The sequence below is a fragment of the Rhizobium sp. 57MFTsu3.2 genome, assembly GCF_012932765.1.
Taxonomy (GTDB): domain Bacteria; phylum Pseudomonadota; class Alphaproteobacteria; order Rhizobiales; family Rhizobiaceae; genus Rhizobium; species Rhizobium altiplani.
On sequence record NZ_JDWI01000003.1, the window covers coordinates 312,074 to 325,031 of the forward strand.

General features: G+C 59.1%; 15 protein-coding genes. 5 read left to right on the plus strand and 10 right to left on the minus strand.

From position 1 onward, the window contains the following. On the plus strand, window positions 1–393 hold the full coding sequence (locus AF71_RS05625; protein ID WP_016554043.1) for a MerR family DNA-binding transcriptional regulator: 393 nt from the start codon (window positions 1–3) through the stop codon (window positions 391–393). Here AF71_RS05625 and AF71_RS05630 read toward each other — a convergent pair whose 3' ends face one another. Together AF71_RS05630 and AF71_RS05635 are read right to left on the minus strand one after the other, a co-directional pair. After that, the gene (locus AF71_RS05630) at window positions 394–1,380 is read right to left on the minus strand and encodes a heparan-alpha-glucosaminide N-acetyltransferase (RefSeq protein WP_113470444.1); all 987 of its coding nucleotides are present in this window, start codon (window positions 1,378–1,380) and stop codon (window positions 394–396) included. It lies immediately after the preceding gene. Continuing rightward, the gene (locus AF71_RS05635) at window positions 1,381–2,145 is read right to left on the minus strand and encodes a DUF599 family protein (protein ID WP_113470460.1); all 765 of its coding nucleotides are present in this window, start codon (window positions 2,143–2,145) and stop codon (window positions 1,381–1,383) included. Window positions 2,146–2,330: 185 nt separating this feature from the next. Here AF71_RS05635 and AF71_RS05640 point away from each other — a divergent pair, with 185 nt between their 5' ends. After that, the gene (locus AF71_RS05640; protein WP_113470443.1) at window positions 2,331–3,737 is read left to right on the plus strand and encodes an L-serine ammonia-lyase; all 1,407 of its coding nucleotides are present in this window, start codon (window positions 2,331–2,333) and stop codon (window positions 3,735–3,737) included. 59 nt (window positions 3,738–3,796) lie between these two features. Continuing rightward, a complete protein-coding gene (locus AF71_RS05645; RefSeq protein WP_113470442.1) occupies window positions 3,797–4,234 on the plus strand; it encodes a DUF1489 family protein in 438 nt (145 codons plus the stop codon). Between the two features lie 5 nt (window positions 4,235–4,239). Here AF71_RS05645 and AF71_RS05650 read toward each other — a convergent pair whose 3' ends face one another. The 6 genes from AF71_RS05650 to AF71_RS05675 form a co-directional block, all read right to left on the minus strand. Continuing rightward, window positions 4,240–4,518: a hypothetical protein gene (locus AF71_RS05650; protein WP_113470441.1), complete on the minus strand. Its 279-nt coding sequence runs from the start codon at window positions 4,516–4,518 to the stop codon at window positions 4,240–4,242. 110 nt (window positions 4,519–4,628) lie between these two features. Beyond that, window positions 4,629–6,098 carry a serine hydrolase gene (locus tag AF71_RS05655; protein WP_210258153.1) on the minus strand — a complete coding sequence of 490 codons (1,470 nt, stop codon included), beginning with the start codon at window positions 6,096–6,098 and terminating at the stop codon, window positions 4,629–4,631. A 117-nt stretch (window positions 6,099–6,215) separates the two neighbouring features. Beyond that, window positions 6,216–6,965 (minus strand): hypothetical protein, encoded by a 750-nt coding sequence (locus AF71_RS05660; RefSeq protein ID WP_113470438.1) that lies wholly within the window; start codon window positions 6,963–6,965, stop codon window positions 6,216–6,218. 236 nt (window positions 6,966–7,201) lie between these two features. Next, window positions 7,202–7,807 carry a transglutaminase-like cysteine peptidase gene (locus tag AF71_RS05665; RefSeq protein ID WP_169680293.1) on the minus strand — a complete coding sequence of 202 codons (606 nt, stop codon included), beginning with the start codon at window positions 7,805–7,807 and terminating at the stop codon, window positions 7,202–7,204. Window positions 7,808–8,452: 645 nt separating this feature from the next. Then, window positions 8,453–9,064: a PilZ domain-containing protein gene (locus AF71_RS05670; RefSeq protein WP_018854964.1), complete on the minus strand. Its 612-nt coding sequence runs from the start codon at window positions 9,062–9,064 to the stop codon at window positions 8,453–8,455. A gap of 90 nt (window positions 9,065–9,154) precedes the next feature. Continuing rightward, entirely contained in the window at window positions 9,155–9,793 is a 639-nt protein-coding gene (locus AF71_RS05675; RefSeq protein WP_113470436.1) for a PAS domain-containing protein, read from the minus strand. A 292-nt stretch (window positions 9,794–10,085) separates the two neighbouring features. On the opposite strand from AF71_RS05675, the gene AF71_RS05680 reads away from it, so the two are divergent. Together AF71_RS05680 and AF71_RS05685 are read left to right on the plus strand one after the other, a co-directional pair. Then, window positions 10,086–10,844, plus strand: coding sequence for a rhomboid family intramembrane serine protease (locus tag AF71_RS05680; RefSeq protein ID WP_062370894.1), 759 nt, complete (start codon window positions 10,086–10,088; stop codon window positions 10,842–10,844). A gap of 103 nt (window positions 10,845–10,947) precedes the next feature. Beyond that, window positions 10,948–11,382 (plus strand): CBS domain-containing protein, encoded by a 435-nt coding sequence (locus AF71_RS05685; RefSeq protein ID WP_018854967.1) that lies wholly within the window; start codon window positions 10,948–10,950, stop codon window positions 11,380–11,382. A 15-nt stretch (window positions 11,383–11,397) separates the two neighbouring features. On the opposite strand, the gene AF71_RS05690 is transcribed toward AF71_RS05685, so the two are convergent. Continuing rightward, the gene (locus AF71_RS05690) at window positions 11,398–12,369 is read right to left on the minus strand and encodes a patatin-like phospholipase family protein (RefSeq protein ID WP_112660177.1); all 972 of its coding nucleotides are present in this window, start codon (window positions 12,367–12,369) and stop codon (window positions 11,398–11,400) included. A gap of 114 nt (window positions 12,370–12,483) precedes the next feature. Then, a complete protein-coding gene (gene hisI, locus AF71_RS05695) occupies window positions 12,484–12,942 on the minus strand; it encodes a phosphoribosyl-AMP cyclohydrolase (protein WP_018854969.1) in 459 nt (152 codons plus the stop codon). Window positions 12,943–12,958 lie beyond the last annotated feature (16 nt).

Below are 12,958 nucleotides of genomic sequence, written 5' to 3' on the forward strand. Positions count from 1 at the left end.
ATGCCGGTCAGCAAGTACTATAGCATAACCGAATTGACGCGCGAGTTTGGAGTGTCGACGCGTACATTGAGGTTCTACGAAGACGAAGGGTTGATCCATCCCGAACGCCGTGGACGCACGCGGTTGTTCCGTCCGGCAGACCGCCGCCTAATCCAGGAAATCCTGCGAGGCCGACGTATCGGCTTCACCATTGCGGAAATCCGCGAGATCATCCAGGTCTACAAGGAGCCGCCTGGCGAGTTGGGCCAGCTGAAGCTCCTGATGAAGCGCGTCGATGAGAAGCGCGAAGACCTGCGCCAGAAGCGCAAGGACATCGACGACACCCTGGCCGAGCTCGACAATATCGAAGAGGCATGCCTCGGTCGTCTGGCCGATATCGGCGTCGGCACCTGACTATTGCGCGTTGGCGCTGCACTCGCTCGCCAACGCCATGATCCGCCCGTCATCCGGCTTGACGGCGCCAGACTGGAATTCCGTGAAGAGCTTTTGTGTCTGCAGCGCATCGAGGGTGCACTGGCAGAAGCTGCGGCATAGCGCTTCACCTTCCTGCATCATGCAGGAGGCATTGCATTGCCTCAGGTAGGTTTCGACCGGGTCCGGCTTAGCGGGCGGAATGATCACGGAAAGTCCGTAGGCAACTGCAATCAGCACCGGCTGATGAATGAGGTAAAAGGCGAGGCTATGACGCCCCGCCCTTGCCGGCAGGCTTGAGCCCGTGCCAAGCTTTGCAAGCCTCTCGGGAAGCCCCGTCCTCATGGCAAGCAGAGCTGTCGTCATGCCAAGCAGGAAGGGCACCGCCCAAGGAAAGATCGGGACATAGTCGTTCGACCGTTGCGGCATCTCTGCCAGGCCGATCCATGCGAGGTAACGCGGATTGAAGATCTGCGAGCGCAACAGGTTGGGCGCGACCCACGTATCCACGACCCATGCCGCGGTAACAGCAGCGGTTGCGGCGATGGTGACAGGCAAGGGCAGACGCAGGAAGGCAAGGCCCAGGAGGCTGAGGACCGCGATGCAATGGAGAATGCCGAAGAATATCCATTCGCCGGGGAAAACAAAGCGCGTCACCACTGAGATCGCAAGCGCCGCGGCAGTGATCATCGCAAACCGCTTCCAGAACGGGCGCCAGCGGATCTCCGGCGTGTTTGCGAGGACCAGGCTGACGCCGACAATGAACAGGAAGGTCGATGCGATGGCGCGGGCATAGAGCTTCAGCCAGCCGGTTTCAGCCGTACCTGCGGCGAGGTAGCCCATGAACTCCATATCCCAGGTGAAATGATAGGTCGCCATCGCCAGCAGGGCGACACCGCGCGCGGTGTCCAGCGAGCCAATGCGAGGCGGCTTAACGCTCGTATGTGTTTCCGTCGCCAGAGCGGTCATTCACAATCCCTCGGATGCGTCGTTGTCATCGTTCGACGGCTTGGCGCGAGGAATAGGAGAACGGTGGAGATTTGATGGCGGTTGAGCATCCATGATCGCCAGCCGCGCCTCGGAGAAGAACTGCCGCCTCGTCAGAACGACGATCACGATCGTCGTCGTGAGCATGAAAACATAGGGATTGATGAACCAACCGAGATAACCGATCGAGAGGAAGATGGCGCGCAGCCCCTCGTTGAAATGACCCGCGGCAATGATGTTCATGCGGATGACGCGTTCCGCCGCCCGCTCGGCGGCAATCACATCGTGTTCGCTGTCGCGCATCATCGGGATTGAGCCGAAGAGGATGGTGCAGTAGTTGAAGAGGCGATACGACCAGCCGAATTTGAAAAAGGCGTATCCGAAAAGCGCCGCGAGGCCGCCGACCTTCATTTCAAAGACGGCATGCCCGCTATGAAAGACGAAGGGCAGGTCAGCGAAGACGGCGTCGACTTTCTCCGTTGCCCCCAGCAGAGCAAAGCAGCTGCCGATGGCGAAAATCGACGTCGAGGCGAAGAATGCGGTGCCATTCTGCAGGCCGGCCATGATCTGGGTGTCGATCATCTTCAAATCGCGGCGCAGCGAATTGTAGATCCACTCGCGCCGGCGTTCCCGCATGGCGTGGGTGAGGCTGGTTCGGCCGAAGAAACTCGAGCTTTGCAGCAGGCGCGCATAGCCGAACCAGATCGCTGCAAAGAACACCAGTGCAATGTAATCCGCTGTCGTCATCATTATATTGAATCAGGCTCCCGTCGCCGCGTCACTCTACAGATGCGGTGGCACGCCGCAATGACTGGCAAGTCGCAGCGCTTCGTTTTACAGATGTCGCACGCGTGAAATGCCATGTCGGTCCATCGCAGGGATCGTGGGAGCCGGTAGCGTAGGTTTGCGCAGCAACTTTACAGGATGCAGTCATGTTCCTTTCCGTTTTCGACGTCTTCAAGATCGGTGTCGGCCCCTCCAGTTCGCACACGATGGGTCCGATGACTGCAGCCAATCGATTCCTCGATCTGATCCTGTCGAATGATTGGCCGCGCCCGACTTCTGGCGCCAAGGTTGCGTCGATAAAGGTCAGCCTGCACGGTTCACTGGCGCATACAGGGATCGGGCACGGGACGGGCAGGGCCGTCATCCTCGGCCTGATGGGCGAGCAGCCTGACAGCGTCGATCCCGACAAGATGGACGGGATCATCAGCCAGGTGGAGCGCTCCGGCCGTATCTCGCCGCCGGGGCATCCGAGTTATGGTTTCCAGCCGAAGACCGATCTGATCTTCGACAAGAAGCAGCCGTTGCCGGGCCACGCCAACGGTATGTCGCTTTCCGCCTTCGACAAGGACGGGCGGATGCTGGTCAAGCGCATCTACTATTCAGTCGGCGGCGGCTTCGTCGTGACCGACACCGAGCTCGAGCAGATGCGTGCAAAGAAGAAGACTCCGTCCGATTCGCTCAAGGTTCCCTATCCTTTCTCCTCGGCCAAGCAGATGCTCGACATGGCCGCGCGCTCCGGCCTCTCGATCGCGCAGATGAAGCGTGCCAATGAGGAAACGCAGCGTAGCCGCGAGGAACTGGACGCCGGTCTTGATCGCATCTGGGAAGCAATGCGCTCGTGTATCGAACGCGGGCTCAAGGTCGATGGCATCATGCCGGGCGGGCTGAATGTTCGCCGCCGCGCCCGGGCGATTCACGACAAGCTGCAGGAGGAATGGCGCAGCAACCGCATCAACCCGCTGCTCGCGAACGACTGGCTGAGCGTCTACGCCATGGCCGTCAACGAGGAGAATGCTGCTGGTGGTCGCGTCGTGACCGCTCCGACGAACGGTGCCGCGGGCGTTATCCCGGCGACGATCCGCTATTATGAGCATTTCCACGACGATTGGGACCAGAACGGCATCCGCGATTATCTTCTGACCGCTGCTGCGGTCGGTGGGATCATCAAGCACAACGCCTCGATTTCCGGCGCAGAGGTCGGCTGTCAGGGTGAGGTGGGCTCCGCAGCCGCCATGGCGGCTGCCGGCCTTGCCGCGGTTATGGGCGGGACGCCAGAGCAGATCGAGAACGCCGCCGAAATCGCGCTGGAACATCATCTTGGGATGAGCTGTGATCCAGTCGCGGGTCTCGTGCAGGTTCCCTGCATCGAACGAAATGCCCTCGGCGCGGTCAAGGCGGTTACGGCTGCCTCACTGGCCATCAAGGGCGATGGCAGACACTTCGTTCCGCTCGACGCCTGCATCGAAACCATGCGGCAGACCGGCAACGACATGAGCGAGAAGTACAAGGAGACTTCTACCGGCGGCCTTGCCGTCAACGTCGTGGAATGCTGACTTTGTGAACATGCGACTTGCCGCTTGACGCTGCCCGATAAAAGGATTTGAACGGCGGCATGGCATTGCATCTCATTAAACTGTGTGTGGGCGCGGATTCGATCGACGATCTGCGTGAGTGGGTCGCCGAGCGGTCTCTCAGGGCGATTGCGGACGGGCTAGAGCCTCATTCCGTGCATACGACGAGGATGGTCCCGAAGCGGGTCGAAGAGTTACTTGACGGCGGTTCGCTCTACTGGGTGATCAAGGGGCAGGTGCAGGCGCGCCAGAAGCTGCTCGATATCCAGACCTTTACCGATGGCGAGGGAATCTCACGTTGCCATCTGGTGCTGGGGCCCGAGGTGATCGAAACTGCAGTCCAGCCGAAGCGTGCGTTCCAGGGCTGGCGCTACTATCCGCAAGATGATGTGCCGCGCGATCTGAATAGCCTTGGAGAAGGAATTGCGGAAATGCCCGCGGACCTTCGCCGCGAGCTTTCCGAACTCGGCCTGCTCTGACTAGCTTAGCGCAGGCGCAACGTTACCGGTGCCCGACCTTCCGGGCAGGTGACGTGAAGGTGGATACTGGTTTCCGCCTGTGAGCAACGCCAGGCCCGCGCGCCGTGGCACAGTAGCAGATTGATCAGGTCCTTGGTCTTTGCCGATTTCGGCTTCTGCCGCTGCAATCCTACCTCTGCCAGTCGCAAAGCCGCTTCATGTAGCGGGTGCAAACCGGCTCGCGGATTTTTGCCGGTCACCCGACCATGTGGCGGAAATTCCGGAATATTCTCGTTGATCGCCATTCTCATCCCCGTACGCATTACAAACCGAGTCTCAGAACTCCGTCGGATCAAACACACGATCACGACGTCTGTGACATGCCGCCCGGTCTAGTGGGCGGCATGTCAGCTGATCATTGGGCCGTAGCCCAGCACTTCACGCCGGCGCGCTTGAGGGCGTTGCAGGCGTTCACAGCAGAACGCTGGTCATCGAAACCGCTGAAGCGAGCACGGTAGCTTCCGGCATTGGCGACTGCGATAGGCTTTGCGGAACGAAGGGACTTGCCACCCTTGTTCTTGGCGCTGTCGAGCAGGTCCATCGCGCCTTCCTTGCTGGAAGAAACGCCAATCTGAACGGCCCAACCGGCCAGCTGCGGTTCCTTGGTCGATGCGGTCGTCAGTTCGTCGACAGACGTATCGCCCTGTTCCGGCGGGACATAGGCAGGAGCAGGTGTGGGCGTAGCAACAGATGCCTGCTTGATCGCCTGGGTCTTGACCTTCGTCGGTGCTGGCATTTCCTGCTGGAGGAGCGGATTGTCGGACTTCGACTTGGCAACGTCGGCATACGCAACCTGCGCGGAGGCCGCTTGATCGCGGGTATCCGGCGTTGGCGCTGTCCGAGGCAGGCTGATTTCAGGTGCAGCCGAAGCGACGCGTGTTTCGGCGACGGGCGCTACCGGTTGTGGCGCGGTCTGGGCGATCAGATCCGAGGAACCACTGCGGCTGGATGCCTTGGGCAGGTAGGCGGCGATCAGCTTGCGCATCTGATTGTCGCGGGCAGGGGTCGAGGCCCCGCCGAGAACAACGCCAACGATCGACTTTCCATCGACCTGAACGGAGCTAACCAGATTAAAACCAGCCGCCCGGGTATAACCCGTCTTGATGCCATCGACGCCGCGCACGGAGCCGACAAGACGGTTGTGGCTACGGATGATGCGATTTCCGAACTTAAAGCTCTGCGTGGAGAAGTAGCCGTAATACTGCGGAAAATGCTGGCGAAGTGCGATACCCAGACGGGCCTGGTCGCGCGCAGTCGTCATCTGGGCGGTATTCGGCAGGCCGTTGGCATTACGATAGGTCGTACGCGTCATACCAAGCGCATGCGCTTTCGCGGTCATCAGCTGGGCGAAACGATCCTCTGTGCCACCAAGCAACTCGCCGAGAGCAGTGGACGCGTCATTGGCCGACAGCGTCACGAGGCCAAGGATTGCCTGTTCGACGGAGATCGCACCACCTGCGCGAACACCGAGCTTCGTCGGCGCCTGGGCGGAAGCGTGGGCGGAAAAGGGCACCGAGCTGTCCAGGCGGATGCGCCCCTGCTCCAATGCTTCGAAGGTCAGGTAGAGCGTCATCATCTTTGTGAGAGAGGCCGGATACTGCAGGCGATCCGCGTTCTCGCTATAGAGAACGTTGCCGGTTTTCGCGTCAACGACGATACCCGCGTATTTTGAGTTGGCAGCCTCCGCATCGGCATCGATCGAGTCGGCCATAATGATACCGGCCGCCAGAGACAGCGCCGTGATCGCTCTTATAAGAATATTGCGGGATCGCGATGGTGATACGGAGGAGACTGACCTTGGCACTATTCTACTCTTCGCTTGCATTTCGGACACTGGAGAGATCGGCCGCCCTCCCGGCGCGATCGTTCTCTCAGCAAATTATCCGTCCGGGGTTACCAATCCGTTTATGATTAATCGTTTCTTTCGCCACATCGGATCATTCTAGCGACCTGGCGCAGAAGCGTTCACAAGTCGCTCTTCCACAAAATGGCGAATAGCGGCATCAATATGGTCCCAATCAGGCAGATGCGTGCTGGAGAACCGGTAAAGCACAGTTAAGTCGCGACCGAGTTTTATGTCACGCTGGCAATCCCCGCTGGTGGCCATTTGACGCGTCGCCGGCAAGGCGCAACGTACGACATAGTCCTGGCCGCCGGCGCGCGGCGCGGTCAACAGAACCTCATCGGCATAGCCCGCGTCTGCGCGCAGGTGATGCAGCGTCATGCCATTGGCAAAGGGGACGCCGTCGCCCTCGACGAGATGCGAGTAGATCGGTTCTAGTCGTCCCGACATATCCCGGGACATAGTGCTTTGGGTGACCTGAAGGAAGATCAGTCCCGACGACTGGGTAACATCGTCGAAGCGCTCGTGGTGTTCCTTGCTGTAGCCCTGCATTTCCGGCCAAGTGAGATAGAGGTCCGCCCTTTCGAACAGGCCGTCCTTCCGCTGGCTAGGGAAGCGCAGCGTGTTTTCGGGAAGGCGGAGAGTATCGCGGCCAATCGTCAGGGTTATCGGCGTTATCGCATCGGTATTGCCAGCGAGGGAAATGCGAGCGCCAAACCAGCGACCACCGAAACTGATGGCCAGTGTCAAAGCCGCAAGGCAGGCGACAGCGATCGTAAAACGGACGACGAAACGCGTCGAAAGGAGTGGCGACTCCTCAATTTCGCGTGCGGTACCGGTATGGTTCATGGCGGCCTTCGGATGTCAGACCGCCGCGAAAGGAACAAGAGTCGCCGGTGCCGTTGGTTGATGCAGCGATTGTCTGGCTGATACGGTTAACGAACACTTAAGCGCCGCCTTGCGGCAAGAAAAAAACGAACCGCTCCCGGGACAGCGGGAGCGGCTCTGTGGCGCCGGTCAGGCACGGGGATGCGGGGGACGACCGGAGCCGTATGGTTACGCCGGATATTCCCGGCGTTACGCGCTTACTTGACGCTGCCGACCGCCACCGCGCGACCATCCTGCAGCTTGACCCAGCGGCTCGGATCGTTAGCGGACTGACGCTTGAGGTAGGTGTATTCGGTATCGGCCCAAAGCATGACCTTGTTGCGCATGTTATCGAGGATGAAATCGCCGCGGTCCGTGCGGACCGTCAGCACCGCATGGCCTTCGCCATTCGGCTGCAGGACGACGGTGATCAGCAGATCGGAAGGCGAGAAGCCGGCATCGATCAGCATCTTGCGCTTCAGCAGCGCATAGTCTTCGCAATCGCCGGCGGTGCGCGGATAGGCCCAGCGTTCTTCGACACCGTAGATTTCCTTGTCGGTCAACGGCGTGATCGACGAATTGACCTGGTAGTTCGCTTTGAGGATCGTCTTCCAGCGTTCCTCCGTCAGAAGCAGCTCGCCTTGATCGCCGTCTGCATTGGCGCACTCGGTAGGCATTTCCTTGCAGAACTGGTAGGCACCGATCGGCGGGCTCGCATTTCCAAGGACCGTCATGTTGAGGGGGCTCGCTTGTCCCAAACCCGCCATCGCGATCAACATTGCACCGACGGCCAGACTGCCTTTGATGAAACTCGTTATTGTCATTTGTCGTGTCCCCGTTGTGAGGAGAACCTGACACAGACATTTTTATTCGACGCAAAATTACGCAGTTAAATTAAAGGCTTAGTTGATTCAAACACGCAGAGAAATCGACTAAAAACAAAATCGAATTCGCCTAAAATTCGAAGGGCTTTCGCGCTAAACTTGATTAAAATTGCTCCTTCCTCGGAAAGAGGTTCGGCGTTTAATCGCAGCATTTTGGGACAAGTTATTAACGCAGCGTCCGGATCCGAGGCTTTGGGAGGACTTCATTTACCATCTGGACTGCCGCCGCGATGGTCCGCGCCTAGATCATAATCGCGGTGCTGGCGGTGAAATTCGCCGATTGGCACGTTTCGGCAGCAAAATTATTATCGAGAAATTTTGCGGAAAAGCAGCTGTCGGATCCACGGCCCACGATCGATGAGAACTACTTTGCGGCTAGGCTCTGAAAAATTGCCATGCGCCCGCAAGCGGCTTCTCAAGGTCCAGCTGCCTTTGAGCAGGCGCCGAGTGACCAATCGGCAGGGCTGGGCGGGTGCGGCCGCCGTTGCGTTGATCGAGAGAATGATGTGCAACAGGCCGAGGGATCAAATTCGCGATAAGCGAACATCGAACAGCAGGCACCCGGGCGGCGCGCCTGCGGCACGATTAGAGAAATTCGCGCAGTGTTTCCCGCGACTGGATCGACAGGAATTCGATCGCAACGCCTTCCACGAAATGGCGTACGACGCGGCCGCGCATATTGCCGAGGCGGAGAGGTGTGCCAATGGGCGGACGCACCTCGACATCGACTGCAGCGCCGGAAAGCGACAGGTCCATGATGCGGCAGCTGTAGCGGGCGCCGTCTTCCAGCGTGATTTCGGTTTTCGTCTCGCGCGGCGTCAGGCGGTCGTGACGGCGGTCTTCCGGAAGGCCAAGCTCATGCTTATTTGCAAGCCAAGTTAGCTGTGCTGCGAGCTTTTCGCGCTTGCGTTCGGTCGCATGGATCGACATGACAAAGCCACGACCATCGATCGTCTGCACATAGCCTTCGACGCGCCCGAGGTGATCGATATAGGCCACCACACGCTCGTTGGCACGAGGGCGGCCCAGGCAAGTCACGTACATGTCGCCCGGCGACATATCGATGACCAGGCACTCAAATTCCTCGTAGTTCGCCAGCATAAGCCGGCCCTGCATGTTGATTGGGACACGTTGAAAGGCACCTTGTTCGAGGCGAGGCGCAGTTCGTTGCGTCTGAACTTGCTGGAACGCGTGCATCAAAGGGCTTCTTCATGAAATACAACCAACCGATCATTACCCGGAATCCCTTAACAGAAGGTTGTTCAGATTCGTCCACTATGCACGCATTCAGTTGTGCCTAACCGAGCCTGGAACGCCGAATTCAGCAAATAGATTGGACATAACGCGTCGCATTGTGTCAGCGATCGACGGGGTACGCTCGTATAGCGGGTGCTCATCTCCGAACTCGGCATCCTTGAGCTCCCTGTCGGAGCCAAGCCCTTCGTGCAGCGATCGGATGCGATCGAGAGCGAGGAACTGGAGCGGCACGACTTCCAGCCAGCTTGATGCGACCGCGGGGGCGATAGCCCCCAGAAGTTTGTCGCATTGACACTCGTCCGAGCGAAGCGGCAGGAGGACAATTTCGAAGGAGGCACAATGGCCGGCCGCGGTGAAACCCGTGGCGTTGAGCAGCTCCGGCATCGCGTTGCTCATGAGGCCCGCGGCCATCTGTTCGATGTCGTCCTTCCCATGCGCCCAAAGCTCGGAAAACGGGACCCCACGGAGATCGCGACCAAAGAGATCGCAAATACGGGTTCCGGCAAGGCGGAATGCAATGCGGCCCGAATCACCTGTTTCGAGGAGAAACACGCTCGACAGAATCTGCCGCAAATGCGTTGGCTCGACCTGCGATCTCAACGGCGCAACGTCTTTGCCGCGGATCCGAGTCCAATATTCGAATAGGTCGATCGTCGTTTTGAGACGCATTGCTGCACCGGCTGTTTCATTTTGGATCAAAACACGGCCGTCATGGCCATGCGCTATGATGCTGTGCGTATCTCGTGCCAGCTCGGAGCAGTTAAGGTTAAGGAACGGTTTCGATTGAGCCGCACATCGCGCCGTGACAATGTCTGTCCATCGCTTCCTGTCTTCGGGAAGTTCAGCACAGACTGTCGGGCGCGGATATCCTCGACGCTCGAAGCCGTCCGGTCTTTGCCGGACGGCTTTTTTTTTGACCTTTCGTCCTGTAAGGCTGTGCCGCAATCAATTGAGGACGAAGATGAACGAGCAGTCGGAGCCGCAAACGGCGATAGAGCCCCCGCCGCCGTCACCCATCTTCAACCTTCCGGGCCCGGTGCTCGCGGCACTTGCGCTGCTGGGGCTGATATATGCGGTTCAATCGCTGCTTCTATCCGGCAGCGGCCTCGACTGGCTGTTCTTCAATTTCGGCTTCATTCCGTTGCGCTACATCACGCCGCTGTCAGAGCAGGGCCCGCAACTTTTCTGGACGCCGATTACTTATTCGCTGCTTCACGGCAGTATAGAGCATATCGTTTTCAACGGGCTGTGGCTCATGGCCTTCGGCACACCGGTGGCGCGCCGGATTGGAACGTTTCGCTTCATCGTTTTCTGGGTGCTCTCGGCAACTGCGTCCGCCGCCTTCCATGCGGCCTTAAATTGGGGAGGGGCCACGCTGCTGATCGGCGCGTCGGGCGTGGTGTCCGGCCTGATGGGCGCTGCCTGCCGCTTTGCGTTCCCGCCTGAACAGCGGATGAGCGGGCCGGCGCATCTTAATCCGCGACTCTCGATGCTGGGAGCGTTTCGCAGCCGCACGGTCGTCGCCTTCATTCTCTTCTGGTTCGTGGGCAATCTCCTGATCGCCGTCGGCGTCCCGTTGATTGGCGACGGATCCCAGGCAATCGCCTGGGACGCCCATATCGGAGGCTTCGTTTTCGGCTTCGTTCTCTTCGGCTTTTTCGACCGGGAGCCACCCGAGCAGCCGCTCATTTCAGAGACATCGGATATATTGCAATCTTGAGCATTGGAGTGCACCATTCCTCCTGATCCGTGATGGGAGGAGAGCCGCCACGGATGCCTGTGATCAGTTGAAGTGTTTCACTTTCGACATAGGAGGTTCAAGAATGTCCAACTCAGTCAAGGCCATACTCGATGCGAAGGGCAGGGATGTCGTAACCGCCGGGCCAAACACGACCGTTGCCGAGGCGGCTGTGATTCTCAGCAAGAAGAAGATCGGCGCTATCGTTATCGTCGGGATGGAAAACAAGATTTCCGGGATTTTCACGGAGCGCGACGTCGTGCACGCGATCGCCAAGGCGGGGGCGGCCTGCCTCGATCAGCCGGTTGGCTCGCTTATGACCGCAAAGGTCTATCGGTGCCATGAAGATTCGACAGTGTATGACCTGATGGGGCTGATGACGAGCCGACGCTTCCGTCACGTTCCTGTCGAAACGAACGGCAAACTTGCCGGTATCATTTCGATTGGTGACGTCGTGAAGACGCGTATTGCTGAAGTCGAACTGGAAGCCGAACAGATCAAGGCCTACATCGCCGGCTGAATGCTTCGCCGGCGCCTAGAGAGAGCCGGCGAATAGTTCCTGCATCCGTTTCAACTCGGGAAGCCTCAGCTTGGCTTCTTCATAGCCGCGCTCAATCGCTTCTCCAGCGCGATGGAATTCCGAGAGGCCGATATCGCCGAGACGCGGCTGAAGCGATATGTCCGGCGGATCGCCCGCCAAGCGCGCACGCGCGATCCTATCCTGGATGATGTTGAAAGCCTGCACCATCACACCGGTCATGCCGAGCTTGGTATAGGGCACCTCCTCGCGTCGCTGGACTTCGGAGCGCGAGAGGGTTGCATTGTGCCGGACGACAGCCGATCGACCGTAAAGATCGTAGTTCAGATTGACGGCAACCACGAGCGGTTGCTCGTAGGCGCGACATACGGAAACGGGAACCGGATTGACCAGCGCGCCATCGACGAGTGTCCGTTGATTGCTGCGGATGGGTTCGAAAATGCCGGGGAGGGCATAGGAGGCGCGAAGAGCCGTAATTAGCGATCCGTTTGCGATCCAAACTTCGTGCCCGGTGTTTACTTCGGCGGCGACAGCCACGAATGGCCGGTCCAGATCTTCGACGTTGAGCCCCTCAAGATGCTCCTGCATGCGCTTCGTCAACCGCATGCCGCCGAACAGACCACTGCCGCCGATCGTCAGATCAAGCAGGCTCGCTATACGCCGCATCGTCAGCGAACGAGCGAATCCTTCCAGTTCGTCGAGCTTGCCCGCCAGATAGCAGCCGCCGACCAGCGCACCGATCGAGGTTCCGGCAACCATGCCGATCTCGATACCTTCTTCGTCCAGGGCGCGCAGAACCCCTATATGCGCCCAGCCGCGTGCGGCGCCGCCGCCCAGCGCAAGGGCAAGCTTGGTTCTCTTGGGGGCAGGCGGAGGAGATGCGGGAGCGTTCATGTCTGGCGCGGTCGGGGTGCTGGCATTGGACGCGCCCGCCTCGGAGCTTTGGCGGTACAATCCCCAATTCAGCATGGCTCGTATCCCTCCCGGCAAACAATTAAAAACGAACTATATTAGTGTCCCGCGTCCCTTTCCAATTCGTATATAGGCGTAGATTTTGGCCCAATAAGAGGCAACTGCCTGCTTTTATGACTCTTTACCGTAGACTTCGTCCGGATCGAACTGGAGCTCGTCATCGACGATTTCGAGCATCGGCTTGCCGTCTTCGAGGTTCACGGTCCTATAGAAGCAGGATCGGCGACCGGTGTGACAGGTGGCATCATGGCCTGCGACCTCGACCTTCAGCCAGATGGCGTCCTGGTCGCAGTCCGTTCGGATTTCCTTGACCATCTGGGTGTTGCCCGAGGTTTCGCCCTTGATCCAGAGCTTGCCCCGCGAGCGGCTGAAGTAATGAGCCTTCCCGGTCTGAATGGTCAGTGCGAGGGCCTGGGCGTTCATATGCGCCACCATCAGCAACTCGCCATCGGCGGAATCGGTGACAATCGCGGTGATCAGGCCGCGATCGTCAAAGCGTGGCGTGAAGTCGCCCGCGTCCTCAAGTTCTGATTTATCATCGGACGGCGCATTGAACGCAAAGGGCATCATCGCGGCTTTCTTAACT

Coding starts and splice junctions, on each gene's coding strand:
- AF71_RS05625 (WP_016554043.1), top strand. CDS start 1: ATGCCGGTCAGCAAGTACTATAGCATAACCGAATTGACGCGCGAGTTT.
- AF71_RS05640 (WP_113470443.1), top strand. CDS start 2,331: ATGTTCCTTTCCGTTTTCGACGTCTTCAAGATCGGTGTCGGCCCCTCC.
- AF71_RS05635 (WP_113470460.1), bottom strand. CDS start 2,145: ATGACGACAGCGGATTACATTGCACTGGTGTTCTTTGCAGCGATCTGG.
- AF71_RS05685 (WP_018854967.1), top strand. CDS start 10,948: ATGTCCAACTCAGTCAAGGCCATACTCGATGCGAAGGGCAGGGATGTC.
- AF71_RS05650 (WP_113470441.1), bottom strand. CDS start 4,518: ATGGCGATCAACGAGAATATTCCGGAATTTCCGCCACATGGTCGGGTG.
- AF71_RS05680 (WP_062370894.1), top strand. CDS start 10,086: ATGAACGAGCAGTCGGAGCCGCAAACGGCGATAGAGCCCCCGCCGCCG.
- AF71_RS05645 (WP_113470442.1), top strand. CDS start 3,797: ATGGCATTGCATCTCATTAAACTGTGTGTGGGCGCGGATTCGATCGAC.
- AF71_RS05690 (WP_112660177.1), bottom strand. CDS start 12,369: ATGCTGAATTGGGGATTGTACCGCCAAAGCTCCGAGGCGGGCGCGTCC.
- hisI (WP_018854969.1), bottom strand. CDS start 12,942: ATGATGCCCTTTGCGTTCAATGCGCCGTCCGATGATAAATCAGAACTT.
- AF71_RS05655 (WP_210258153.1), bottom strand. CDS start 6,098: ATGCAAGCGAAGAGTAGAATAGTGCCAAGGTCAGTCTCCTCCGTATCA.
- AF71_RS05660 (WP_113470438.1), bottom strand. CDS start 6,965: ATGAACCATACCGGTACCGCACGCGAAATTGAGGAGTCGCCACTCCTT.
- AF71_RS05675 (WP_113470436.1), bottom strand. CDS start 9,793: ATGCGTCTCAAAACGACGATCGACCTATTCGAATATTGGACTCGGATC.
- AF71_RS05670 (WP_018854964.1), bottom strand. CDS start 9,064: ATGCACGCGTTCCAGCAAGTTCAGACGCAACGAACTGCGCCTCGCCTC.
- AF71_RS05665 (WP_169680293.1), bottom strand. CDS start 7,807: ATGACAATAACGAGTTTCATCAAAGGCAGTCTGGCCGTCGGTGCAATG.
- AF71_RS05630 (WP_113470444.1), bottom strand. CDS start 1,380: ATGACCGCTCTGGCGACGGAAACACATACGAGCGTTAAGCCGCCTCGC.